Genomic DNA, 22,790 nt, shown 5'->3' on the forward strand with positions numbered 1-22,790 from the left:
CTAAAAATCACTAGGCACAAAAAACCCTTCCTCAATAAGTGCTGAAGAAGGGTATTTTGCAATTAACACAAATTAATCCGTTTTTGTTTGATTCTTAAATTGATCAAAAGCGCCTAGTTCTTTTTTCTTTGGCCAAGCGTTGTTTGAAGTGTCTATATCTGCAGTTTCTTCATCAGGATCTACCTGAATCTTAACTATTTCCTTTTCCGAAGCAATTACTTTTCCTACTGATTGATCATTCTTTCTCCAGACTTCTGCGGGGTATTTTATTCTTTCAGAAGTACCATCACTATAAGTATATTCTGCAATAATCGGCATTGGAATACCACCAGGTTTATTAAAAGTGACTTTGTAAAAATAATTTGGCCTTTTCAATTTTGTTCTTTCTGCAACTGGAATATTATCCATAATATATTCTTTTAAAGTTTGAACTTCGTCAAGTTTTGAATTTCGCATGCTTTCATCAAAATCCTCACTTCCTTCCTCAACCAAATAAACTAAAGGAGGTAGATCGCTTTCTGAAATACCGCGTGCAGCCATCATCTCTTTTACTTCTTTATTCATTTTTGAAGTAACAAAGAATTTCTTTACGTCACTTATTCCAATATCTACATAGTCTGTGGTGTAAAACCATTCGCGCCAAAACCAATCCAAATCTACTGCAGATGCATCTTCCATTGTTCTAAAAAAGTCTTCGGGGGTTGGGTGTTTAAACATCCAGCGATTTGCATATGTTTTAAAAGCAAAATCAAAAAGCTCACGCCCCATTATAGTTTCACGAAGAATATTAAGTGCCGTTGCAGGTTTTGCATATGCATTTGCCCCAAAATTATAAGTGTTTAACCCTTTTGTCATAATTGGTGCTAACTGGCTTTGATCGCCAGCCATATAATCTACAATTTTATTGGCAGGACCACGACGGGAAGGATATTTTTTGTTTGGTGCAATTGCTTCAGGATATGTTTGTGCAAAATCTTGCTCGGCAACATATTGCGTAAAGGTAGTTAAGCCTTCATCCATCCAAGTCCATTGGCGTTCGTCGCTATTAACGATCATTGGGAAGTAATTGTGTCCTACCTCATGAATAATAACGCTCATCATTCCAAACTTTTTGCGATCACTAATAGTTCCGTCTTTATCTGGACGTCCATGATTCCAACAAATCATTGGATACTCCATACCTTGGTTTTTTGCATTTACTGAAATTGCTTTTGAATACGGATAATCAAAAGTCATTCGCGAAAATGTTTTCAAGGTACTTGCCACAGCGCGTGTAGACCAATCTTCCCAAAGTGGATTTCCTTCGGGGGGATACATTGAAACAGCCATAACAGAGCGATTTCCCATTTTTACAGCCATCATATCCCAAATATACCTTCGAGAAGAAGCGAAGGCATAATCACGTACATTTTCAGCCTTAAATTTCCATGTTTTTTTAGCGTTTGAAAATCCTTTTGAAGCAGCTTCAGCTTCCTCTTGAGTTACAATAATTACGGGTTTATCGAATGATTTTTGTGCAGCTTCGTAACGATTCATCATTTCTTTGGTAAAAACTTCTTTTCTATTCTGAAGCTCTCCAGTGGCATCCAAAATATGATCTGCAGGAACGGTTATATTTACTTCAAAATTTCCAAAAGGAAGCGCAAATTCATCCCTTCCCCAAAACTGACTATTTTGCCAACCTTCTACATCATTATAAACTGCCATTCTCGGGTAAAACTGTGCAATTACAAAGCCATGATTTCCATCTTCAAATGTTTCATAACCACTTCGAGCACGATTTATTACATGGTTATTTATTTTATACCACCATTTAATTGAGAAGACAAACTTTTCACCTGGCATTAAATTTTTCGGCATATCTACACACATCATCGTTTGATTAATGGTGTGTTTTAAAGGATTTCCTTTAGCATCTTTTACGGCCATTATATTGAACCCACCATCAAAACCTTCTTGCATATAGGTTTTAACAAAATTGCCAGCCATATCAGCAGGAGTAGTATCTGAAGACTCAATTAAAGGTGATTTTGAATCTTTAGCCCTAACATTTTGATCTAACTGCACCCATAAAAACTCTAATTTGTCGGGTGAGTTATTAGTATAGGTTATAGTTTCAAACCCAGTTATTTTTGTGTTTTTATCATCTAACTCAATATCCATAACGTAGTCCGCCTGTTGCTGATAATAACTAGGACCCGGTGCACCACTAGCGGTTCGAAACATATTTGGTGTAGAAAACTCTTCGTAAAGTTGCTTAAAACGGTTGGTATTATAATGTCCTGGTTCGCGCTTTGTAGTTTCTTCTTCCTGTGCAGAAACTGCAACAGAAAAAAGAAAAAGTGATGTAAGGAATAATGAGCTTAGTAATCGCATAATAATTCTGAATTTTAAAATATTCTAACGTTTGGCAATTTATTAATTAAAATCCAAACTACCTTTAGGTTCGTCTTTATCAAGAATCAAACTTCGGCGGGTTTCTTTGGTTTTAAAATGTATAATATTCTGTTGCTCAGGGAATAAATCCATTAGCATTTTATTTTCAACCGTTAAGGTTTTTATTTCTTTAATGCCTGTTACTTCAATATAAGCAACAACCATATCTGTATCATACTCTTTCCCAATATAGTGTAGCTGAACCGTTTTTCCATTCACTTGAACATTTAATTTTTGTAGGATATATCTTTTAAGTTTTTCTCCAGCAACTTCGGTTTCTTTCTTTGTATTGAGTGAAATAGTAGGGTCGTATCGCTGCCGTAGGGCTTCTTCTATATCGTCGGTAAAAATTTTAGTAATTAATTGAAGTGATTTTTTTTCCTTAACGTATTCTATTTTGGTAATGCTTACATAAAATTTATGCGGTGGAGCTGCTGAAATCAGCGGGAAGAATAAAAATAAAAGGATGATTTTTGAAAAATTCATATAAAAAATAGAAGCTAATGGAACATTAGACGGTTTTGGTACTGATATGTTACAAGAAAAAAATTATTCCTGATTTTCTTTAGAAGATCGATTTTTATAAATTTTTGCCTTATCGTTTAAAATAAGCAAAACACTTCCAAAATGTTCTTTTTTAAAATCACTTTCAATAGTACTGGTTTCGGCACAGAAAAGCAAAAAATCATATACGCTATTTTCAGCTATCCCATACGTTGTTGTAAAAAAAGAGAGGGTGTAGTAATTTAGCAATTTTGCTACGGCATTATTTTCATATTCCCATTTTCTTCGTGTTTTCAACCCTTTATAATAACCTGATATATGCTTGTAAAGTGCTTCTATATCTACACTCAAAGGCGTTATTGTTAAATATAAGGGTACAATTTTTTCCTCTGGTTTTCCTTTAAACCCAGGAATACCCACATCGTCAAAATCAATTGGTTTCTCCGTTTTTATCCTTTTAAGATCTGCAACAATATTACCCGATAAATTGGGCGCAATATAAACGTCATCCAATTCATTTACAAGTTCAGTAAGTGCGATGGTTACTACTCCTTTTTCATAAATAGTTTCTGTAATTACCATTTTTTCAGGATTGTATTTTATGGAAGAAAATATCAATGTATCCAACAGTTTTACCTGAATAGAAAAATGTCCATTTTCATTAGTAACCGTGTTGTAGCGGGAGCTAGTATTTAATATATGGATACCATCCACCTCCGTTTCATTAGTAATTTTTCCTTGTAATAGTTTTTGCTGTGCACTAAGTAAAGAGGATGCTAGGGCGCAAAGTAGCAAAAAATAAATCTTTTTGTTACTCATTCCGTTTTTTGTACTCGATGCTTTTCTTTAGAAGAAACTCCATTAATTGCATTTCGTTTACTGGTTTAAGCATGTCTTTATCAAGTCCATTTTCTTGCGTAAAAAAGAGAAAATCTACCGCTTTATCAGCTGGAATATTGAAGTTTGCTTCAATAAAATCTGCACTAAAACGCTGTTGAATACTATTGCTTATTGTAATTAAATCTTCTCTTTCTTCCTCGATTGAAATTTTATTTCCTTTTGGAAAAAGTAATTGTGCCACACCTCCCAAAATTCCTAAAATATTAGCGCCATTTTTTAACGCTCTGTCATTAAGGGCTTCTTCTGCAGCGTTCCCTGCAATGGCAGTTTGAGCGTCTTGCTCAAATGCATAACCGTATTCCATGTTTTTATAACTCAAATCCCAATCTTTTGTAACATTATACGTTGGAATTTTTTTCACATCCACATTAATATTTCCAGTAAGGTCGTATGGCCTAACCACCACTTCTTCCAACTGGTTTACAGCAGGATTTAGGAAAATATTCATCACCTTTCTATCAACAATTCCTTTATCTATACTAACTGTAAAAGATTGGTATTGCAGCGCCGTAATTTGTATTCGGTCATTTTCAGCAACTTCAATTTCAAAAGTACCGGCTGCATTTGTGATGGTTCCGTTCTGGGATGAAATATTATAGACAGAAATACCTTCCGCATCCTCTCCCTGTGGAACATGTATTTCTCCAACAACTTTAATTCGTTCAACTTCTTGTGCAAAGATTGAGAAAGACAGCGTTAAAAAAAGTAGCGGTAGAAGTATTTTTTTTGTCATACATTAAAAATACACTTTTGTTTTGTTAGCAAAAACTTAAAGTTTTCACTTTCAATAGTTAAATTTACATTTATTAAACAATAACAGTCTCGTTTCCTAAGCCCTCCCGCAAGGAACTAATTTAAAATTATGAAAAACCTACTAATAGCAAGTACTAGCACCGTTTATGGTGGAGCATATCTCGATTATCTAAGTGAAGAAATGGCAGAACTTTTTAAAGATACTGAAGAAGTTATTTTTATCCCTTACGCTCGCCCGGGAGGAATCAGTCATGACCAATACACTGAAAAAGCTGCAACTGCATTTCAGAAAATTGGCAAAAAAATTATCGGATTACACACTTTCAACAAGCCTGTTGAAGCCATTAAAAACGCCAAAGGTGCTTTTACAGGGGGTGGAAATACTTTTGTTTTGGTGAATGCACTTTATCAATTAGAGCTTATGCAACAGCTTCGTGAAGCTATTTATACGGGCATGCCTTATATGGGAACGAGTGCCGGCAGTAATATTTGTGGCGTTTCTATGCAAACTACGAATGATATGCCTATAGTATATCCACCATCCTTTAAAACATTAGGCGCTATCCCATTTAACCTTAATCCTCATTATTTAGACCCAGACACAAATAGCAAACACATGGGGGAAACTAGAGAAACCCGTATTAATGAATTTCACACCCAGAGTACTGTACCTGTTGTTGGTTTACGTGAAGGAAGTTGGGTACGTGTCCATGGTGAAAAAAACATCCTAAAAGGTGGATTACAAGCCCGAGTTTTTGAGCAAGGAAGAAAAGCATATGAAGTAGAGAATGGAACTGAATTTTCAAATTATTTTAGTACCACGCATCAAAAAAATAGTGGGTTATGAAGGATGCGGAAGTCAAAGCTCTTTAACAAAATGATAGCCCTTAGCTACAAAACCTTGATTGTAATAAAATTTATGTGAAGGGAAATTGTGCACATAGGTATTTAGCTCTACCCAAGCACATGATTTTTGCTTGGCATACTCACTAACATATTCAGTAAGCATTTTACCAAGCCCGTGACTTCGGTAGGCATCATCTATGATAACGTGATCCATTTCAACACTTTTACCTGCATAATGACGTGTTTGAAACCATAACCCACAGACACCTATTAAATTTTCTGCATCAAAAACACCAAGACATTCATAGTTTTGCTGAACCATTTCTTGCAAACGTTCTTTCAAAAGAGTTTCAGAAATAGAATGATTCCCCAATTTTTGCAAAAGGGGAATGATTCTAAAAATTTCTGATGAGGGAATACTTCTTATTAAAATTTCATTTTTAGTCATTACTCAATTACAATCATTTTAAGAGTTTTGGAAGCTCCGTTTACAGTCAATTTACAGAAATAACTACCATTAGTAAGATTTATTTCGCTTAAATTTATAGGAATAATGTATTTACCATAGCCTTTGGTTTCATTATTTATAACGGTATACACATTTCTTCCTTGGGCATCAAAAAGATCGATACTCACCGTAGCCTCTTCATGCAGTTTAAAGGATACATAACTAATATTGCTAGCTGGATTTGGGTATTGCACTGCATCATGTATTTGCTGTGTTGTTTCATCTTCAACGGAAAGCGTAAACGGAGTAACATCGGTCCAAATACTCAATTCTGCACCTTGTAAACGTGTCCATACTGGCCTAACTACATTGTTATGGGCAATAATATTAGTATAATCCCCAAAGAAAACACCTGCATTAGGTACAAATGGTGATTCACTAATTTTTTTATTGGTTATCGTATTTCCACCGTCAAGCGAATATGCCATATAAACATCTGTATTGGTATCTGTATAATTTCTTCTATCATAAAACACAAAAAATAAATTACCATTCGTTTGGTCTATATCCATCCAAGTAAAAAATTGTTGTTTTCCGGCACCATCATCATTAACACGTATAGGGCCGCTCCAGGTATCCCCGCCGTCTGTAGATTTACTCATCCATATATCGGTATCAGCTGCCCCGTTTCGTTGGTCGCTCCAGTTTATATAGATTGTGCCGTGATTTGGGCCACCACTAAGGTCACATTTTGTAATCGGCAAACCATTTGCACGGCTTATTCCTGGAATACTATAATCCCAACCAGTAGGCATAGGATCTACAGCTATTTCTTGATTTAACCATGTTTCACCTTGATCCAAAGATTTATTAAAAACGATTCCATTAGGGCCAGCCCAAGCTATATAAACTTCCCCATTTGGTCCCACTGCCGGCACAGCACCTTCCACCGTATTATCTTCATCTATGCAATCACCATCCACAACGTTTATTTTTTTTGGGGGCGACCAAGTTTGTGCACCATCAGTTGATTTTGAAAACATAATTTGTGAAACATCTGCTGGATTAGCACTTCCATACTCATCAAACTGTGTCCAAGAAAGGTATATATTATCATTGGTTCTGTCTACCACACTCCATTGCTTATCTTGTGCTTTACTCCCGTTTAGACCTGTAAATGTTCCACTACTCCAACTATTTCCATTATCTGTAGATTTTTGGCAAACAATACGGTCTATCCAATTACCGCTTGGCGGGTTGGATAAATGGAAATAATAAAAATTTCCATCGGTATCCACATCAAAGGTTGGATCTCCCCACACCCCGAATGGCGAGGTCATTGTTTGTTCGCTCCAAGTTAGGCCACCATCATTGCTATGGTATAGATTATTTAGATTCGCACCAGCCACTAAAATATTTGTATTCAGGGGGTTCATCATAATAGCGGGTTCATTCGGGTTGTTACTATTTGTAATCATAACATTCTGTCCAAACATGGAAGCCGTTATAAATACAGAAAACAACTTAAGTGTAAGTAATTTCTTTAAATTCATACTGTTACAGGGTTTTAGAGGTTGGTAAATGTATAAAATAACTTGAGATTTCTCATAATGAAGGTCGTTTTCAATTCATAAAATTGAATTAAAAAGAAAACAACACCCATCAACTAAATTATTTTTAACGAATTTAGTAAACTAAATAACATTATAGTACTAATGAGACGAAATGAATTTATAAAAATTACAGGTCTTGTAGGAGTTAGTATGGCGATAGTCCCACAAGTATCTTTTAAAATTTTTTCAGAAGAATTTACGCGAAATCAATTAATTGGTAAAGGGAACCCTGATATTATTGGCGAAAGTTATACCTCAAAAATGCATAAAGCCACAAAGGAAGCCTTTCAGAAAATGAAAGCTGCGGCAGCAAAAGAGAACCTAAACATCGAAATAGTTTCCTCCTACCGAAGTTTTCAACGGCAAAAAGAAATTTTTGAAGGAAAGTATAAAAAATTCACTTCCGGAGGACTTACTCCTGAAAAAGCAATTCAAAAAATAATAGAATATTCAACTATTCCCGGCACTTCACGCCACCACTGGGGGACCGATATCGATATAATTGATGCCAATGCGCCACGCCCAGCAAATGTACTAATGCCAGAAAATTTTCACGGAAGTGGCCCCTATTGTAATTTAAAAACATGGCTAAACGCTTATGCTGAAGCATTTAATTTTCATGAAGTTTACACCGATAATGGCAACCGCAAAGGTTTTAAATACGAACCTTGGCACTTTAGTTATGCCCCCGTTTCCATCCCAATGCTAAAAGCTTACAAAGAACAGATTGATGTAAAAAAGATGCTTTCTGAAGAAAAAATAATGGGAAACACACATTTTTCTAAAACATTCGTTTCAAAATATGTGTCAGAAAATATTTTGGATATCAACCCGAAGTTGCTTCCAGAAACTTAATTTCCCAACTACACTTCGTATCTTTGCACAATGAATAAAAAAGTCCTTTTAATGATTCTCGATGGCTGGGGAGTTTCTCACGACGCTTCTCTTTCTGCCATTTCGCAGGCCAATACGCCTTTTATAGATTCACTTTACAACAATTATCCACACGCCCAATTGCTTACTCACGGTATGAATGTGGGCTTGCCAGACGGCCAAATGGGGAACAGCGAAGTAGGACATATGAACCTGGGGGCTGGAAGAATTGTTTATCAGGACCTCGCAAAAATAAATTTAGCCGTTGAAAGTGGAACGTTAAGGAACGAAAAAGAATTGCAGGAAGCTTTTCAATATGCCAAAAATAACAATAAGAATGTACATTTTTTAGGCCTCGTTTCTAATGGTGGGGTGCATTCCCATATTAATCACTTAAAAGGATTACTAGCTGCTGCACAACAAGAAAACTTAAAAAACGTGTATGTACATGCCTTTACAGATGGTCGTGATGTAGACCCGCATTCTGGAAAGAATTTTATTGCAGAACTACAAAGCCACTTAGCAGAAACCGGTGGAGCACTCGCTACAATCATTGGGCGGTATTTTGCGATGGATCGTGATAAACGTTGGGAACGTGTAAAAAAAACCTATGATTTATTGCGCTTCGGAAAAGGAAACCCTTCCAAAAATGCGATAAAAAGCATTGAAGAAAGTTATGCCAATGGGATTTCTGATGAATTTATTGAACCCATTGTTATGACCAATTCTAAAGGAAAACCTATGGCAACAATTGAAGAAGACGATGTTGTAATTTTTTTCAACTTTAGAACTGACCGTGGCAGACAACTTACGGAAGCATTAACACAGAAAAACCACGAACAATTCGGGATGAAAACGCTTCCATTGTATTTTGTAACGCTTACCAATTATGATGATTCCTTCGGAAATATCCATGTGGTTTACAATAAGGAAAATCTCCATGATACCTTGGGTGAAGTGTTAGAGAAAAATGGCAAGAAACAAATTCGTATTGCCGAAACAGAGAAATACCCACACGTTACTTTTTTCTTTTCTGGCGGAAGAGAAATTCCCTTTGAAGGAGAGAAACGTATTCTTTGCCCTTCTCCAGCAGTAGCTACTTACGATTTAAAACCTGAAATGAGCGCCTACGATCTTCGCGACATGATACTTCCTGAAATAGAAAATGAAACCGCAGATTTTATTTGTTTAAACTTTGCAAACCCAGACATGGTAGGCCATACCGGTGTTTTTGAAGCAGCCATCACAGCCTGCGAAACAGTTGATATATGTACAAAAGCAATCGTTGAAAAAGCGCTAAAAAGCCATTATACAACAATTATAATCGCCGACCATGGCAATAGTGAAACCATGCGTAATGCAGATGGCACTCCAAATACAGCACACACCACAAACCCTGTCCCGATTATCGTTGTAGACCCTGAAATAAAAACCGTTAAAAATGGTATATTAGGCGATATAGCTCCCACAATTCTTGCTATTATGGGGGTTGAAATACCTGAAATAATGAGACAAAATTCTTTAATTTAAATTATGAAAAAACTAATAATCATACTTACTGCAACAGTTTTAGTTGCTTGTAATTCTTCAAAAGAAAAAAACAAAATAGATAAAAATCAGTCTAGCGAAATGGCTACTCAAAACGATAAGGAAAAACTAAATGACACCGTAGCGTATGAGGAATCAATAATGCTATTGGGAAAAGCAAATCGCAAAGGTTTTCAAATGGATGCTTTTAAAGATTGGTTTAGCACTGGTTATGAAAGCTACCCGCCAGATTCTGAGACCATTGAAGCATTAAAACCTCTATTAAAAGACGTGACCATTACTGTTTTTATGGGTACCTGGTGCGAAGACAGTCAACGCGAAACCCCACATTTTTATAACGTTATAGACGTAGCTGGTTTTGACGAATCGAAACTTACTTTAATAACAGTTTCCGATGAAAAAACTACGCCTCAAGGTTTTGAAGATGGTAAAAACATTACAAATGTGCCAACTTTTATTTTTTATAAAAACGACAAGGAATTGGGCAGAATTGTAGAATACCCAATTGAAAGTCTCGAAAAAGATATGCTTGCCATTTTAAGCGGAAAAGAATATAAACACGCATACGCGGAATAAAACTTTAGCATCGGTATAATTCTTTGTAATTTTACCAGTTGATAAAAATGATGATAAAAGAAACATTTACAATAGCGGTAGATTTTGACGGAACCATCGTTGAAGATGAATATCCACGTATTGGGCGACCCATTATTTTTGCTTTTGAAACTCTTAAAAGGTTACAAAATGATGGACACCGCTTAATTTTATGGACCTATCGCAAAGGAAAAGCACTAGAAGAAGCTGTAAAATTTTGCGAGCAAAACGGCATCGTTTTTTATGCCGTAAACAGAAGTTTCCCAGAAGAAGAATTTGACACCACACACAGCAGAAAAATTAATGCTGATATTTTTATAGACGATCGTAATATTGGTGGCCTTAAAAGTTGGGGGGAAATATACCTACAACTTGTTGGGGAGTCGTCAGAAAAACTTAAAACAAAGAAAAAAGGATTCTTTTCCTTTCTGAAATAACGTTATGATAATTCCAAAAACAAGAGAAGAAATAGAATTGATGCGCGAAAGTGCTTTGGTAGTATCCCGAACTTTAGGAATGCTTGCCAAAGAAGTAAAACCTGGGGTAACAACCAATCAACTCAATACAATGGCGGAAGATTATATTCGAAGCCAAGATGCAATTCCTGGATTTTTGGGTTTGTATGACTGCCCATCAACCTTATTAACAAGTGTTAATGAGGCTGTGGTTCACGGCCTACCAACCGATGTGCCTTTAAAAGATGGAGATATTGTTGCTATAGATTGCGGCGCCATAAAAAATGGTTTTTACGGCGATCATGCCTATACTTTTGAAGTTGGTGAGGTTTCTTTAGAAACTAAAAAACTTTTACAAATCACAAAAGAATCACTTTATATCGGTATCCGCGAGTTTAAAGCTGGCAATCGGGTGGGCGACGTTGGTTTTGCCATTCAAAACTATTGTGAAGCCGAAGGGTATGGTGTTGTGCGTGAGCTTGTAGGGCACGGTTTAGGAAGAAAAATGCACGAAGATCCTGAAATGCCAAATTACGGACGCCGTGGGCGTGGAAAAAAATTCATTGAAGGAATGACAATTGCTTTGGAGCCTATGATAAATATGGGAACGCATAAAGTTAAGCAACTTAAAGACGGCTGGACAATTGTTACTCAAGACGGACAACCAAGTGCACATTTTGAACACAATATTGCCTTAGTAAACGGAAAACCTGAGTTACTTTCTACTTTTGCATATGTGTATGAAGCTTTGGGTATCGTTAATGACGAAGAAAAGGAATTTAGGGAAAAAGAATTCGTTATATAACAATCCCACCCTTGTTCAAAAAAATATTAAATACCATTCCAAGACCATTACTTATACGGCTGAGTATTATTGGTCGTCCACTAATTGCCTTTTTTCTAAAGGGAAGTATGTATACAGACCCTATAAATGGTAAATCATATAAAAAGTTTCTTCCTTATGGCTATGAAGTAGTACGTGAAAACGTGCTTTCACCTGGAACACTTTCCTTAGAACGCCATAGATTATTTTGGCTTTACCTTAAAAATGAGACTTCTTTTTTTTCTGAAAAGATAAAAGTACTTCACTTTGCTCCTGAGCAAGCCTTTTATAAAAATTTCAGGAAAATGAAAAATCTAGATTATACAACAACAGATTTAAACTCTCCCATTGCTGATGTAAAGGCAGATATTTGCGATTTACCTTTTCAGAATAACGAATTCGATTTTATAATCTGCAACCACGTTTTAGAGCATATTCCAGACGACACTAAAGCAATGCAAGAAATATATCGTGTTTTAGCTCCTGGTGGAATAGCAATACTACAAGTTCCTTATAAAGCAGATTTGCAAAAAACATTTGAAGACGATACTATAACAGACCCTAAAGAACGCGCCAAAATATTTGGACAATACGATCATGTTCGGGTGTATGGAATGGATTATTTTACAAAACTTGAAGGTATTGGCTTTAAAGTTGAAGCCGTAGATTACACAAAAAAACTAACTACAACCGAAGTTGAAAAATACAGATTACCAAAAGGTGAGTTAATTCCTGTTTGTAGAAAATTAGTTTCCTAATCTTTTTTTAAACCCTTCAGTAACATAAACCTGATGCCTGTTTAGGGAATCGGTATAGGTTATATACGCATCTACATTGGGTAGGTTTTTTAAAAGCACTTTTGTTTTTTCTAGCCCCAAAGCCATAAATGACGTTGCATATGCATCAGCCACCGCACAAGTTGGCGCAATTACCGTGGCACTTGTTACATCGTTTTTTTCAGCCGAACCCGTTAATGGATTTAGAGTGTGTACATATCTTTTTCCTGTTGTAGAATCAACTCTAAATTTGCGATAATTACCCGAAGATGCCATCCCAACATTCGTTAATTTTACGGTTGCTTCAAAACTTCGGTCTTCCACTTCAGAATCTACCCCCTCAATGCCAACTACCCAAGCTTGTTGCTTTTCAATATTCTCACCCTTTGCGAGAATTTCTCCACCTAGTTCAATTAAATAATCCGTTACGCCTTTTGATTCTAAAAAACGTCCAATACAATCAATTCCAAATCCTTTTGCTACTGCATTAAAATCGAAATAGATATGCGGGTTCTCTTTAAAAATTGTTCCATCCCTATTTAATTTCACTTTATAAAAGCCTACATACTCCATCAAAGAATCAATTGTAGTGCTATCTATTTTTTTTAATGGTTTTACTGTTCCAAAACCATATGCATTACGTAGTACGCCTATCGTAGGGTCAAAATAACCATTGGTGCTTTTATTTACATCTTTCGAAATTTCAAACACTTCCTTAAATATAGCATCAACAACAATTGTAGCATCACCATTATTCACTTTTGAAATATCGCTCTCGGGTATATAAGTGCTCACGGAATGGTTTACAGCATTGATTACCGAATCCAATTGACTTTTAAAATCGATTTTTTTTTCGGAAAAAAACTGGATATTATATGTTGTTCCAAAAGCATCACCCTGTAAAAAAACTGGTGAAGTTTCCTGAGGGTCACAAAATACTAAAAGAAGAAAAAAAGGAATTAAGAGTAACTTTTTCATACTATTTCTTGTAAGCCTTTATAAACCATTGTGTAATCTTCATCTTTTAAAACGGGTTTGCCATAATCACTTCCATGTCCCAAACCTACTCCAGCGTAATAGGTTTTAGCTTCAAACTTTGTAGCGTGTTCTTTAATGGTTTGCATAAAAATAGGGTCATACGCATGCGCATCTTGCGGAAAACCCACAGCCCTAACAATTATAAAATGAAGAATTTTATCTTTTAAAGCCACAAATTGTGGATCTCTTTTTAATTTAGAATTGACGCCTAAAAACTCATAGCCGTCTTGCTCTAATTGTTTTCCTACAATGTTCATTGCGAGGTTGTGAAGTTCTTGTTTGGAAAGTTTTTCGCCCATAATTGGCTTAAAATAATAATTATTTTTTAATCTAAATAAAAAACCACTTTATTAAAATATAAAGTGGTTTTGAGTGCTATTTAGTGACATACATTATCCTCCAAAATCATCAAAACGAATATTTTCGTCAGGAATTCCGAAGTCTTCACCCATTTTTTGTACTGCTTGGTTCATTAATGGTGGGCCACAGAAATACAGTTCTATATCTTCAGGTGTATCGTGAAGGTTTAGGTAATTATCGATTACAACTTGGTGGATAAAGCCGACAAAACCATCTCCAGCTTCATCATGGATATCCTTTTTCACTTTCCAGTTATCCTCTTCCATTGGTTCAGAAAGTGCCAAATAGAATTTGAAATTTGGAAATTCATTCTCTAATTGTTTAAAGTGATCCAAATAAAATAGTTCTCTTTTTGAACGCCCACCGTACCAATAAGTTACTTTTCTACCTGTTTTAAGGGTTTTGAAAAGATGGTATAAGTGTGAACGCATTGGTGCCATTCCTGCTCCCCCACCTACATAAAGCATTTCTGCTTCAGAAGGGTTGATAAAGAATTCACCATAAGGCCCTGAAATAATAACCTTATCGTCTTTTTTACAATTGAAAATGTAGGAAGAAGCAATACCAGGATTAACAGACATCCATCCGCCTTTAGCGCGATCAAAAGGTGGCGTTGCAATACGTACGTTCAGCATAATTTCACGTCCTTCAGCAGGATATGAAGCCATTGAGTATGCTCTTTCAACTGTTTCATTGTTTTTCATTACCAAGGGCCAAAGTTTAAATTTGTCCCACTCCTCTTGAAACTTATCTGGACGCTCGTGCTCTTCTGGATGTGCAGTGATGTCCATATCTTCGAATTTCACTTCACATGGAGGAATTTCAATTTGAATATAGCCCCCCGCTTTGTAGTTCATATCCTCAGGAATTTTAACTACAAATTCTTTAATGAAAGAAGCAACGTTATAGTTTCTTACAACAGTAGCTTCCCATTTCTTTATCCCGAAAACTTCTTCAGGAATATGGATATTCATATCCTGCTTTACTTTTACTTGACAAGATAGTCGGGCGCCATCTTTTAACTCTTTCCGTGTAAAGTGTGGTGTTTCTGTTGGCAATGCTTCACCCCCACCAGATAAAACGTGGCATTCACATTGAATACAAGTGCCCCCACCACCACAAGCGGAAGGAAGAAATATTTTTTCACTACCCAAGGTAGAGAGTAAAGATCCACCTGAAGGCACTTCTATTACCTTTTCGTCATTAATAGTGATCTTTACTGGCCCTGAAGGAGACAGCTTTTGTTTGGTAAAAAGTAATAAGGATACCAAAAGTAATGTTAAAACCAAAAAGGCAATAACCGTTACTATAATAACTCCGAGTGTACTTACTGCTAAAAACATATTATTGCTTCGTTATAGTTGAAACTTCAACCGTTTGTACGGTTTCAATATTTTCTTGTTGAACTTGTTCGGTCTGCATCCCCACATTTTCTGGATTTCCTTCTAGTGAAGGAGCTGCATCGTCACCACCTGTTAACATACCACCAAAACTCATAAAACCAATTGCCATTAATCCTGTAATGATAAATGTAATTCCTAAGCCCCGTAACGGTGCTGGAACGTTAGAGTAGCGTATTTTTTCACGGATTGCCGCAATGGCTAGAATTGCTAAAAACCATCCTATTCCTGAACTAATACCATAGTTTAATGCCAAGCCTAAGGAAGGAATTTCTCTTGATTGCATAAATAATGATCCTCCTAAAATTGCACAGTTTACGGCAATAAGCGGAAGGAAAATCCCCAATGAGTTATACAAGGAAGGCGAAAATTTTTCAACTACAATTTCAACCAATTGCACCATAGTTGCAATGGTAGCAATAAAAAGTATAAATGAAAGGAAACCCAAATCATAGGAAGCGTATTCTTCGCCTAACCAAATTAGGGCGCCATCTCTTAAAATATATTGATCCAACAACCAGTTTATTGGCACTGTTACGGCAAGAACAAAAATTACTGCGGCACCTAGACCTACAGCTGTGCTTACTTTCTTAGATACTGCCAAGTAGGAACACATACCCAAAAAGTATGCAAACACCATGTTATCTACGAAAATCGATTTAAAAAACAATTCTAAATGTTCCATAATTATTTTTAGTATTCAGTTTACAGTTACAGTTTTACTAAGTTTTACGCCTACTTAAACTGCTTAGGGTGTACTTTTAATTTTCTTCTATTAATGCTTTGTTACGGCTGCGTTGCACCCAGATAATAATCCCCACTACTATCAATGCCATGGGAGGTAGCAACATAAAACCATTGTTCTCATATCCTAGCGCATAAAGCCCTGTTTTTTCAATAGGATCTCCTAATACTTTAATACCGAATAAAGTTCCACTACCTAATAATTCACGGAAGAAACCAACGATAATTAAAATCAACCCATACCCTGCAGCATTACCAATTCCATCAAGGAATGAGCGCCAAGGGCCATTTCCTAAAGCAAAGGCTTCAAAACGCCCCATAATGATACAGTTCGTAATGATTAACCCTATAAATACAGAAAGTTCTTTACTCAGTTCATAAGCAAAAGCTTTTAGAACTTGGTCAACTATAATTACCAAAGCAGCAACTACGATTAATTGTACTATAATTCTAATTTTTGATGGAATTATATTTCGCATTAATGATATTACTACGTTACCTATTCCAAGAACAGCCATAACAGAAAGCGCCATTACGAGTGATGCTTTTAGCTGCGCAGTAATCGCTAAAGCTGAACAGATTCCTAAAACTTGAATCGTAATTGGGTTGTCGTCTGCTAAAGGATCTAGAATTAGCTTACTGTCTTTTTTTGATAGCAATCCCATAATTTATTGATTTAATGATTTTAAGTAAGGTATGTACATTTTAACATCCTTTTTTATCATTGCCGTAACACCGTCGCCAGTGATGGTTGCTCCAGCAATAGCATCAACTTTATTGTCTGTTTTATTTTCGTTTATAGGGTCATTATTACCTTTTGCAACATTAATTCCTTTAAAAGAATCTTGGCTCATCACATATTCACCGGTAAAATCATCCATAAAATAACGTTGTTTTATCTCAGCTCCTAATCCAGGTGTTTCTCCTGCATGGTCAAAAAAGACACCTTGTACAACAAATGATTTATCTAAGGCTACAAAACCCCAAATTGCATCCCAAAGACCTTTTCCACGCATCGGAATAATGTATACCGTTTCACCGTCTTTCTCACCGATAAAAAGGGGTAATCTACGTTGATAGCCAGGGTCTTTTGCTTTAGTTTCTTCTTTTTTAATATCTATTAAATACGCCTCTGGATCTTCAGTTACTTTATCACCTTGAATAACTAACTGTTTCTTAATATTCGTAGCAAATGCTTCTTCAACTTTAGCTGTTGAAACAAAAGTAATGTCGCCATCGCCTTCATTGCCATTTACACCCATAGCATACAGAATGTTCTGCATTTTTTCGTACCGCTCATTTAGGGTTATCTTGCTTTTTAAACCTTGCGCTACCCCGGCTAATAAAGAGCCGACAACTATAACCATAACAATTGCAAAGATAATTGTATATGAATTTTTATCTGTGTTCTTTGCCATGATTACGCTGTTTTAACTTTTAAACGTTTCATTCTCTTTTTAATATTTCCTTGTACCACATAGTGGTCTATGGTTGGTGCAAATACGTTCATTAATAATATTGCAAGCATTACGCCTTCTGGAAACGCGGGATTGAAAACCCGAATCAGTACAGAAATAAAACCTATAAGAAAACCATAAATCCATTTCCCTTTATTGGTTTGTGATGCAGTAACAGGATCTGTTGCCATATATACGATACCAAATGCCAAACCACCAATTAATAGGTGATGCCAAAAAGTTTCACTCATCAAACCGTAGAAATTACTTCCGTTTTGAATCCATCCTGCATTTACCACTCCGTTAAAGATAAGCCCCATTGCTAATGAGCCCAAGATTGCAGAAACCATAATTCGCCAGCTTCCTATTTTTGTAAAAATTAAGAACAATGCACCTATTAGAATCAGAAATGTTGAAGTCTCCCCAACCGAGCCTGGAATAAAGCCCCAAAAGCTATCCCAAATACTATAAACAGGTTCGTGGTTTTGCGCTAAACTTCCTAAGATGGTTTCTCCAGAAATAGCGTCTGGTTTCCCAGCCATTTCTCTTGCGCCGTGCACCCATACTTTATCACCACTCATCCACGTTGGGTATGCGAAGAACAAAAACGCACGTATTGTTAATGCAGGATTCAAAATATTCATTCCTGTACCTCCAAAAACTTCTTTTCCTATTACTACTCCAAATATTACTGCAACCGAAAGCATCCAAAGGGGAATATCAACTGGAACAATAAGAGGCACAAGCATCCCTGTAACCAAATACCCTTCTTCTACTTCGTGGCCTTTTATTACTGCAAAAATAAATTCTACTAAAAGCCCAACCCCATAAGAGACGATTACTAAAGGCAATACAGTCCAAGCCCCCATAATAAAGTTATCCCATGTAAGAAAATTACCTAATGGATCTAAGCGCAATGTGTTGTCTATAGCTGCGTAATGTTGGTAACCAGCATTGAATATTCCGAAAATTAAACACGGAACAAGTGCCATAATCACCGTGTTCATGGTTCGCTTTAAATCATCTACCACGCGAACGTGGCTTCCGGAATGTGTTGTTTCGTTAGGTGTATACAAAAAGGTATGCAACGCATTAAATGCAGGAGCCATTTTGGTACCTTTGTATTTTTCCTTTAGCGTATGTAAATTCTGTTTCAATCCCATAGCGATTATCCTATTTCTTTATACATTAAATCAAGACCATTCCTGATGATTTGTTGATGTGGTTGTTTACTTACACAAACAAATTCGGTAAGCGCAAAATCTTCCGGAGCCACTTCATACATTCCCAAAGCTTCCATTTCGTCAAGATCTTTTACCATACATGCTTTTAGCATTTGCATTGGGTACATATCTAGAGGAAAAACTTCTTCATAAACACCCGTTACTACAAAGGCACGGTGTTCACCATTGGTATTTGTATTAAGGTCATATTTTTTATTTGGAGAAAGCCACGAAAAAGTTAATGCTCTTGAAGTAGACATTTTATTGAAAACGGGCTTATTCCAACCAAACAATTCATAATCATCACCTTCAGGGATTACAGTTACCACATTGTTGTAAAAACCTAAATGCCCTTTCGGAGAAATCTTTCTACCTGTAAGCACATCGCCATTTATTACACGACCGTCTTCATCATTCAGCCCAGAATCATACAAAAAGGTAGCTACCTCTGACCCTATACGTGTTCTATAATATTTAGGTGCTTTAACCTCAGAGCCAGACAGCGCGATAACTCTTTCCGCATTGAATTTTCCAGTTAGCAGTAATTCACCAATAATAACAAGGTCTTGTGGCGCGATGGTCCATACAATTTCACCTTTATTAACTGGACTTATTTTATTTATCTGCGTACCTACATTCCCGGCTGGATGTGGTCCTGAAACTGCATGAATAGAAACATCTTTTAATCCGTTAAGAGGAGAATTTCCGTTTTTATCAATTCCAACATGCACCTGCCCTTTCGTAAGTTTGCTAAGTGCAGTTACCGCAGCTTGCAATTCTGCTTCTTTTCCTCTTAATGAAAAATCAACATCATTGGCTAATGGAGCAGAGCTAAAAGCAGAAATAAAAATAGCCTTTGGTTCTTGCTCAGTATCTGCAATAACCGCATACGGGCGTTGCATAATAAATGGCCAACAACCAGACTCTAACAAACGGGCTTTTATAGCCTCCGCATTTGCAGCTTTTGGATCCAAGGACCCGAAATCTTTAAAAGCATCTTGCGAATCCGCTTCGATAGTTATTTCTGTGATTACACGTTTTGCACCGCGTTCAATTTTAGTGAGTGTTCCACTTACAGGAGAGACAAACTTAATAAGTTCGTTATTCTTTGAGTAGAATATGGTATCACCAGCCTGAACTTCTCCACCTTCTCTTACTACCATTTTTGGAGTAATAAGATGAAACTCTGAAGGTCTTATTGCGAAGGTTCTAGATCTCGGGGCGCTAGAAAGTGTTTTTTCTGCTTCACCCTTTAACTTAATGGTAAGACCCTTTTTAATTTTAATGTCTTTGGACATAATATGGATATTAATAATGCCTTTTTAGTACCCTTTTATCCCTGAAAACGAATGCTCGGAGAATAAGGGCGTGCAAATTTATAAATTAAAAATACCATTGCACAATAAATGATTATAATTTTCTTTCTGAACAAGGTTTAGATTGCTTCTTTAAAATGATTATAAATTAGGAAATAAATTTCGGAGCTAAATTTATTTGAAAAATAAATAAAGATTTCAGCAGCAAGAAAACCGCATCCTTATCAATAGGCACAAAATTTGTTTATCTTAGCTTTTTAAACTTGAATCATGTTAAAAACTCTTGTCACTACCTTTTTTTTATTACTAATTGTTTTTCCAACACTTGCTCAAATTGTTGAAAAAGTTGAACCTTCGTACATTAGCACCATTCAATTTCGAGGCGCAACAGACCTAAGCCAACTGCCAATTATTCAACTTGGAGATAAATTACAACTTTCATTTGACGCACTAAATGGGGAGGAAGAAGATTATTATTACACCATTACACATTATAATTTTGATTGGACACCCAGCGACCTTTCTAAAAGCGAATACCTTAATGGCTTTGATGATGTTCGCATACAAACGTATCAAAACTCTTTAAATACACTTCAAATATTTTCCCACTACCAACTTACAATCCCTAACCGAGATACGCGTGCTATTGAGAAAAGCGGAAACTATTTACTTAGCATTTCAAATGGTGACGGCGATCTTGTTTTTACGCGCAAGTTTTTGGTTATGGAAAACATTGCCAGCGTTGGCGTAGAGATTAAACGTTCCCGAGATTTAAAAACCATAAATGAAAAGCAAGTGGTACAGTTTTCAATAAATTCCCCCAATTTATTATTGATTAACCCAAAACAGACCGTAAAAACACTTGTACTTCAAAACAGCAACCTAAAAACTGCCATTACAGATTTGGTACCCCAATACACTATGGGCAATGAACTAATCTATAAATATGACAAAGAAGCTTCTTTTGGCGGCGGAAATGAATTTCTTTCATTCGACAACAAAGATGAACGCTCAGCCAGTAATGGAGTGCGCTCCGTGCAGTTAACAGATGTCTATGAAAACCAACTTTATACAAACATTCCAAGATACGACCGTCCTTACACATACAATCCAGACATAAACGGAAATTTTCTAGTTCGTAATGTAGATGCACAAAATCAAGACTTAGAGGCAGAATATGTTCGTGTGCATTTCAATCTTCAGTATTATGATGATTTGGGTGATGGCGACAAGGAATTGCATCTCTACGGCAACTTCAATAATTGGACTATTGATGGCAGCACATATATGAAGTACGACTCGAGTAGCGATACCTATAGAAATTCACGTTTGTTTAAGCAAGGTTTTTACAACTATAAATATGTGGTTGTTAATCGTGATGGTAGCATTGATGAAGGAGCTGTTAGTGGAGATTTTTGGCAAACGGAAAACAATTATACCGTTATTGTGTATTTTCGAGACTTAGGCGCAAGATACGATCGCATTATTGGTGCTGGTTATGCAAATTCAACCAATATTTCGAATAATTAATATCGTTTTAAAAAAAAAACAAATCCTATTTTTTAAACTAATTAAACATTGTTTTAGTTAAAATGAAACGCAAAAAAAAAGCGATTTCCACCAAAAGAAAGTCACTGCAATACCGCGGAACAAAATGCCTAAACTGCCAACAACCACTAGACATCAGTGATATCTATTGCCCTTATTGCTCGCAATTAAATAGCAATAAGCAACTTGCTGCAAAAGATTTTTTCGGTGAATTTATCAATAGCATTGTCGTGTATGATTCCCGCTTAAGAAACACACTAAAGGACCTTTTGCTTCGCCCAGGAACCATTACAAGAAATTATGTAGAAGGCAAACGATTGTCCTACGCAAATCCGTTTCGATTCTTTTTAAGTGTTTCTATAATTTATTTTTTACTAACTGGATTTATTGACATTTTCCAAAACAATAAAGAAACCCGAGCACTCACAACGACAGAAGACACTTCTTTTATAGATTCTTTAGCCGAAAATGTATCAACAACTACTTCCAATGCAATTAAAATTGTTGATTCCGTTAAGCAACACCTTCCCAAAACACCTCTAAAACATATTTCCGATGAAGCGTTAGACACACTACCTTTTTTAGAAAGTTATTCTAAGAGGTTTTCACTTTATACCGATTTTTACAAAACCTATAAAATTAAAAATGCAACAATAGCCCTGGATAGCCTCAACCACAGAAACTCTTCTTTTAACAGATGGATCTATTCAAAAAACACAACCGTAGATAAAATAAAAGACAACCCTACTGCATTTATAAATTATATAATCACCAAAATACCTTTTTTTCTATTTTTCTTTACGCCTTTTTTTGCCTTGTTTTTCTGGCTCATTTATTCTTGGAAAAAGTATACTTATGTGGAACATATGGTTTTTATATTTCACATATTCAGCTTTATCTTTTTGGCGATGCTCATAACCATCATTCCAGATTTAATAATTGGCAGTGAATTTCTTTTAGGGTGTCTTTTTATATTTATTGGCCCTTTTTACTTTTATAAGGCGCTTAGAAATTTTTATAAACAAAGTAGGTTGCTAACGTTAATAAAATTTGTATTTTTAAACACAGTGTTTATTATTAGTTTGTTCTTTGCTGCACTTATATTTGTAGCAGCAAGCGCAGCAGTTTATTAAAA

23 protein-coding genes are annotated in these 22,790 nt (G+C 36.0%); 9 read left to right on the top strand and 14 right to left on the bottom strand.

Annotated features, from left to right (window positions below; translation table 11 throughout):
- Positions 1 to 72: 72 nt before the first annotated feature.
- The 4 genes from ABJ955_RS02375 to ABJ955_RS02390 form a co-directional block, all read right to left on the bottom strand.
- Positions 73 to 2,376: a M1 family metallopeptidase gene (locus ABJ955_RS02375; protein WP_347373002.1), complete on the bottom strand. Its 2,304-nt coding sequence runs from the start codon at positions 2,374 to 2,376 to the stop codon at positions 73 to 75.
- 42 nt (positions 2,377 to 2,418) lie between these two features.
- Positions 2,419 to 2,922, bottom strand: coding sequence for a DUF6702 family protein (locus ABJ955_RS02380; RefSeq protein ID WP_347373003.1), 504 nt, complete (start codon positions 2,920 to 2,922; stop codon positions 2,419 to 2,421).
- A gap of 63 nt (positions 2,923 to 2,985) precedes the next feature.
- Positions 2,986 to 3,759, bottom strand: a complete 774-nt coding sequence (locus ABJ955_RS02385; protein WP_347373004.1) for a hypothetical protein — start codon at positions 3,757 to 3,759, stop codon at positions 2,986 to 2,988.
- A complete protein-coding gene (locus tag ABJ955_RS02390) occupies positions 3,752 to 4,573 on the bottom strand; it encodes a carboxypeptidase-like regulatory domain-containing protein (RefSeq protein WP_347373005.1) in 822 nt (273 codons plus the stop codon). Before ABJ955_RS02390 ends, ABJ955_RS02385 begins: the two co-directional genes overlap by 8 nt.
- 129 nt (positions 4,574 to 4,702) lie before the next feature.
- Here ABJ955_RS02390 and pepE point away from each other — a divergent pair, with 129 nt between their 5' ends.
- Positions 4,703 to 5,440, top strand: coding sequence for a dipeptidase PepE (gene pepE / locus ABJ955_RS02395; RefSeq protein ID WP_347373006.1), 738 nt, complete (start codon positions 4,703 to 4,705; stop codon positions 5,438 to 5,440).
- Between the two features lie 12 nt (positions 5,441 to 5,452).
- Here the strand turns inward: pepE and ABJ955_RS02400 are convergent, their stop codons facing one another.
- Positions 5,453 to 5,887 (bottom strand): GNAT family N-acetyltransferase, encoded by a 435-nt coding sequence (locus ABJ955_RS02400; protein WP_347373007.1) that lies wholly within the window; start codon positions 5,885 to 5,887, stop codon positions 5,453 to 5,455.
- Positions 5,887 to 7,440, bottom strand: coding sequence for a T9SS type A sorting domain-containing protein (locus ABJ955_RS02405; RefSeq protein WP_347373008.1), 1,554 nt, complete (start codon positions 7,438 to 7,440; stop codon positions 5,887 to 5,889). Before ABJ955_RS02405 ends, ABJ955_RS02400 begins: the two co-directional genes overlap by 1 nt.
- Positions 7,441 to 7,602: 162 nt before the next feature.
- Here ABJ955_RS02405 and ABJ955_RS02410 point away from each other — a divergent pair, with 162 nt between their 5' ends.
- The 6 genes from ABJ955_RS02410 to ABJ955_RS02435 are packed head-to-tail and all read left to right on the top strand — an operon-like array spanning position 7,603 to position 12,551.
- A complete protein-coding gene (locus ABJ955_RS02410) occupies positions 7,603 to 8,355 on the top strand; it encodes a M15 family metallopeptidase (protein WP_347373009.1) in 753 nt (250 codons plus the stop codon).
- 30 nt (positions 8,356 to 8,385) lie between these two features.
- Complete coding sequence (gene gpmI, locus ABJ955_RS02415; protein WP_347373010.1) at positions 8,386 to 9,903, top strand: 2,3-bisphosphoglycerate-independent phosphoglycerate mutase; 1,518 nt, start codon at positions 8,386 to 8,388, stop codon at positions 9,901 to 9,903.
- A 3-nt stretch (positions 9,904 to 9,906) separates the two neighbouring features.
- Positions 9,907 to 10,497, top strand: a complete 591-nt coding sequence (locus tag ABJ955_RS02420; RefSeq protein WP_347373011.1) for a thioredoxin family protein — start codon at positions 9,907 to 9,909, stop codon at positions 10,495 to 10,497.
- A gap of 47 nt (positions 10,498 to 10,544) precedes the next feature.
- Positions 10,545 to 10,952 (top strand): hydrolase, encoded by a 408-nt coding sequence (locus ABJ955_RS02425; protein WP_347373012.1) that lies wholly within the window; start codon positions 10,545 to 10,547, stop codon positions 10,950 to 10,952.
- Between the two features lie 4 nt (positions 10,953 to 10,956).
- Positions 10,957 to 11,775 (top strand): type I methionyl aminopeptidase, encoded by an 819-nt coding sequence (gene map / locus ABJ955_RS02430; protein ID WP_347373013.1) that lies wholly within the window; start codon positions 10,957 to 10,959, stop codon positions 11,773 to 11,775.
- A gap of 2 nt (positions 11,776 to 11,777) precedes the next feature.
- The gene (locus ABJ955_RS02435) at positions 11,778 to 12,551 is read left to right on the top strand and encodes a class I SAM-dependent methyltransferase (protein ID WP_347374353.1); all 774 of its coding nucleotides are present in this window, start codon (positions 11,778 to 11,780) and stop codon (positions 12,549 to 12,551) included.
- Here the strand turns inward: ABJ955_RS02435 and ABJ955_RS02440 are convergent.
- From ABJ955_RS02440 to ABJ955_RS02475, 8 genes are all read right to left on the bottom strand, one after another.
- A complete protein-coding gene (locus ABJ955_RS02440; RefSeq protein ID WP_347373014.1) occupies positions 12,540 to 13,547 on the bottom strand; it encodes an FAD:protein FMN transferase in 1,008 nt (335 codons plus the stop codon). The genes ABJ955_RS02435 and ABJ955_RS02440 overlap by 12 nt on opposite strands.
- Entirely contained in the window at positions 13,544 to 13,906 is a 363-nt protein-coding gene (locus ABJ955_RS02445; protein ID WP_347373015.1) for a Na(+)-translocating NADH-quinone reductase subunit F, read from the bottom strand. The genes ABJ955_RS02440 and ABJ955_RS02445 overlap by 4 nt, the downstream gene beginning before the upstream one ends.
- A 93-nt stretch (positions 13,907 to 13,999) precedes the next feature.
- Positions 14,000 to 15,310, bottom strand: coding sequence for an NADH:ubiquinone reductase (Na(+)-transporting) subunit F (gene nqrF, locus ABJ955_RS02450; protein WP_347373016.1), 1,311 nt, complete (start codon positions 15,308 to 15,310; stop codon positions 14,000 to 14,002).
- 1 nt (position 15,311) lies between these two features.
- Positions 15,312 to 16,052: an NADH:ubiquinone reductase (Na(+)-transporting) subunit E gene (gene nqrE, locus ABJ955_RS02455; protein ID WP_347373017.1), complete on the bottom strand. Its 741-nt coding sequence runs from the start codon at positions 16,050 to 16,052 to the stop codon at positions 15,312 to 15,314.
- 76 nt (positions 16,053 to 16,128) lie between these two features.
- On the bottom strand, positions 16,129 to 16,776 hold the full coding sequence (locus ABJ955_RS02460; protein WP_347373018.1) for an NADH:ubiquinone reductase (Na(+)-transporting) subunit D: 648 nt from the start codon (positions 16,774 to 16,776) through the stop codon (positions 16,129 to 16,131).
- 3 nt (positions 16,777 to 16,779) lie between these two features.
- Positions 16,780 to 17,529, bottom strand: a complete 750-nt coding sequence (locus ABJ955_RS02465; RefSeq protein WP_347373019.1) for a Na(+)-translocating NADH-quinone reductase subunit C — start codon at positions 17,527 to 17,529, stop codon at positions 16,780 to 16,782.
- Between the two features lie 2 nt (positions 17,530 to 17,531).
- Positions 17,532 to 18,731: an NADH:ubiquinone reductase (Na(+)-transporting) subunit B gene (locus ABJ955_RS02470; protein WP_347373020.1), complete on the bottom strand. Its 1,200-nt coding sequence runs from the start codon at positions 18,729 to 18,731 to the stop codon at positions 17,532 to 17,534.
- Positions 18,732 to 18,736: 5 nt separating this feature from the next.
- Positions 18,737 to 20,089, bottom strand: coding sequence for a Na(+)-translocating NADH-quinone reductase subunit A (locus ABJ955_RS02475; RefSeq protein ID WP_347373021.1), 1,353 nt, complete (start codon positions 20,087 to 20,089; stop codon positions 18,737 to 18,739).
- Positions 20,090 to 20,377: 288 nt separating this feature from the next.
- On the opposite strand from ABJ955_RS02475, the gene ABJ955_RS02480 reads away from it, so the two are divergent.
- Both ABJ955_RS02480 and ABJ955_RS02485 read left to right on the top strand, forming a co-directional pair.
- On the top strand, positions 20,378 to 21,637 hold the full coding sequence (locus ABJ955_RS02480; protein ID WP_347373022.1) for a DUF5103 domain-containing protein: 1,260 nt from the start codon (positions 20,378 to 20,380) through the stop codon (positions 21,635 to 21,637).
- A gap of 62 nt (positions 21,638 to 21,699) precedes the next feature.
- Positions 21,700 to 22,788, top strand: coding sequence for a DUF3667 domain-containing protein (locus ABJ955_RS02485; RefSeq protein WP_347373023.1), 1,089 nt, complete (start codon positions 21,700 to 21,702; stop codon positions 22,786 to 22,788).
- The last annotated feature ends 2 nt before the right edge of the window (positions 22,789 to 22,790 follow it).

The organism is Aequorivita sp. Q41 (assembly GCF_039831855.1).
GTDB lineage: Bacteria > Bacteroidota > Bacteroidia > Flavobacteriales > Flavobacteriaceae > Aequorivita.

Bases quoted from the DNA above. Each gene is read 5' to 3' on its own strand.
- ABJ955_RS02375 (WP_347373002.1), bottom strand. From the start codon at position 2,376: ATGCGATTACTAAGCTCATTATTCCTTACATCACTTTTTCTTTTTTCT.
- ABJ955_RS02380 (WP_347373003.1), bottom strand. From the start codon at position 2,922: ATGAATTTTTCAAAAATCATCCTTTTATTTTTATTCTTCCCGCTGATT.
- ABJ955_RS02385 (WP_347373004.1), bottom strand. From the start codon at position 3,759: ATGAGTAACAAAAAGATTTATTTTTTGCTACTTTGCGCCCTAGCATCC.
- ABJ955_RS02390 (WP_347373005.1), bottom strand. From the start codon at position 4,573: ATGACAAAAAAAATACTTCTACCGCTACTTTTTTTAACGCTGTCTTTC.
- pepE (WP_347373006.1), top strand. From the start codon at position 4,703: ATGAAAAACCTACTAATAGCAAGTACTAGCACCGTTTATGGTGGAGCA.
- ABJ955_RS02400 (WP_347373007.1), bottom strand. From the start codon at position 5,887: ATGACTAAAAATGAAATTTTAATAAGAAGTATTCCCTCATCAGAAATT.
- ABJ955_RS02405 (WP_347373008.1), bottom strand. From the start codon at position 7,440: ATGAATTTAAAGAAATTACTTACACTTAAGTTGTTTTCTGTATTTATA.
- ABJ955_RS02410 (WP_347373009.1), top strand. From the start codon at position 7,603: ATGAGACGAAATGAATTTATAAAAATTACAGGTCTTGTAGGAGTTAGT.
- gpmI (WP_347373010.1), top strand. From the start codon at position 8,386: ATGAATAAAAAAGTCCTTTTAATGATTCTCGATGGCTGGGGAGTTTCT.
- ABJ955_RS02420 (WP_347373011.1), top strand. From the start codon at position 9,907: ATGAAAAAACTAATAATCATACTTACTGCAACAGTTTTAGTTGCTTGT.
- ABJ955_RS02425 (WP_347373012.1), top strand. From the start codon at position 10,545: ATGATGATAAAAGAAACATTTACAATAGCGGTAGATTTTGACGGAACC.
- map (WP_347373013.1), top strand. From the start codon at position 10,957: ATGATAATTCCAAAAACAAGAGAAGAAATAGAATTGATGCGCGAAAGT.
- ABJ955_RS02440 (WP_347373014.1), bottom strand. From the start codon at position 13,547: ATGAAAAAGTTACTCTTAATTCCTTTTTTTCTTCTTTTAGTATTTTGT.
- ABJ955_RS02445 (WP_347373015.1), bottom strand. From the start codon at position 13,906: ATGGGCGAAAAACTTTCCAAACAAGAACTTCACAACCTCGCAATGAAC.
- nqrF (WP_347373016.1), bottom strand. From the start codon at position 15,310: ATGTTTTTAGCAGTAAGTACACTCGGAGTTATTATAGTAACGGTTATT.
- nqrE (WP_347373017.1), bottom strand. From the start codon at position 16,052: ATGGAACATTTAGAATTGTTTTTTAAATCGATTTTCGTAGATAACATG.
- ABJ955_RS02460 (WP_347373018.1), bottom strand. From the start codon at position 16,776: ATGGGATTGCTATCAAAAAAAGACAGTAAGCTAATTCTAGATCCTTTA.
- ABJ955_RS02465 (WP_347373019.1), bottom strand. From the start codon at position 17,529: ATGGCAAAGAACACAGATAAAAATTCATATACAATTATCTTTGCAATT.
- ABJ955_RS02470 (WP_347373020.1), bottom strand. From the start codon at position 18,731: ATGGGATTGAAACAGAATTTACATACGCTAAAGGAAAAATACAAAGGT.
- ABJ955_RS02475 (WP_347373021.1), bottom strand. From the start codon at position 20,089: ATGTCCAAAGACATTAAAATTAAAAAGGGTCTTACCATTAAGTTAAAG.
- ABJ955_RS02480 (WP_347373022.1), top strand. From the start codon at position 20,378: ATGTTAAAAACTCTTGTCACTACCTTTTTTTTATTACTAATTGTTTTT.
- ABJ955_RS02485 (WP_347373023.1), top strand. From the start codon at position 21,700: ATGAAACGCAAAAAAAAAGCGATTTCCACCAAAAGAAAGTCACTGCAA.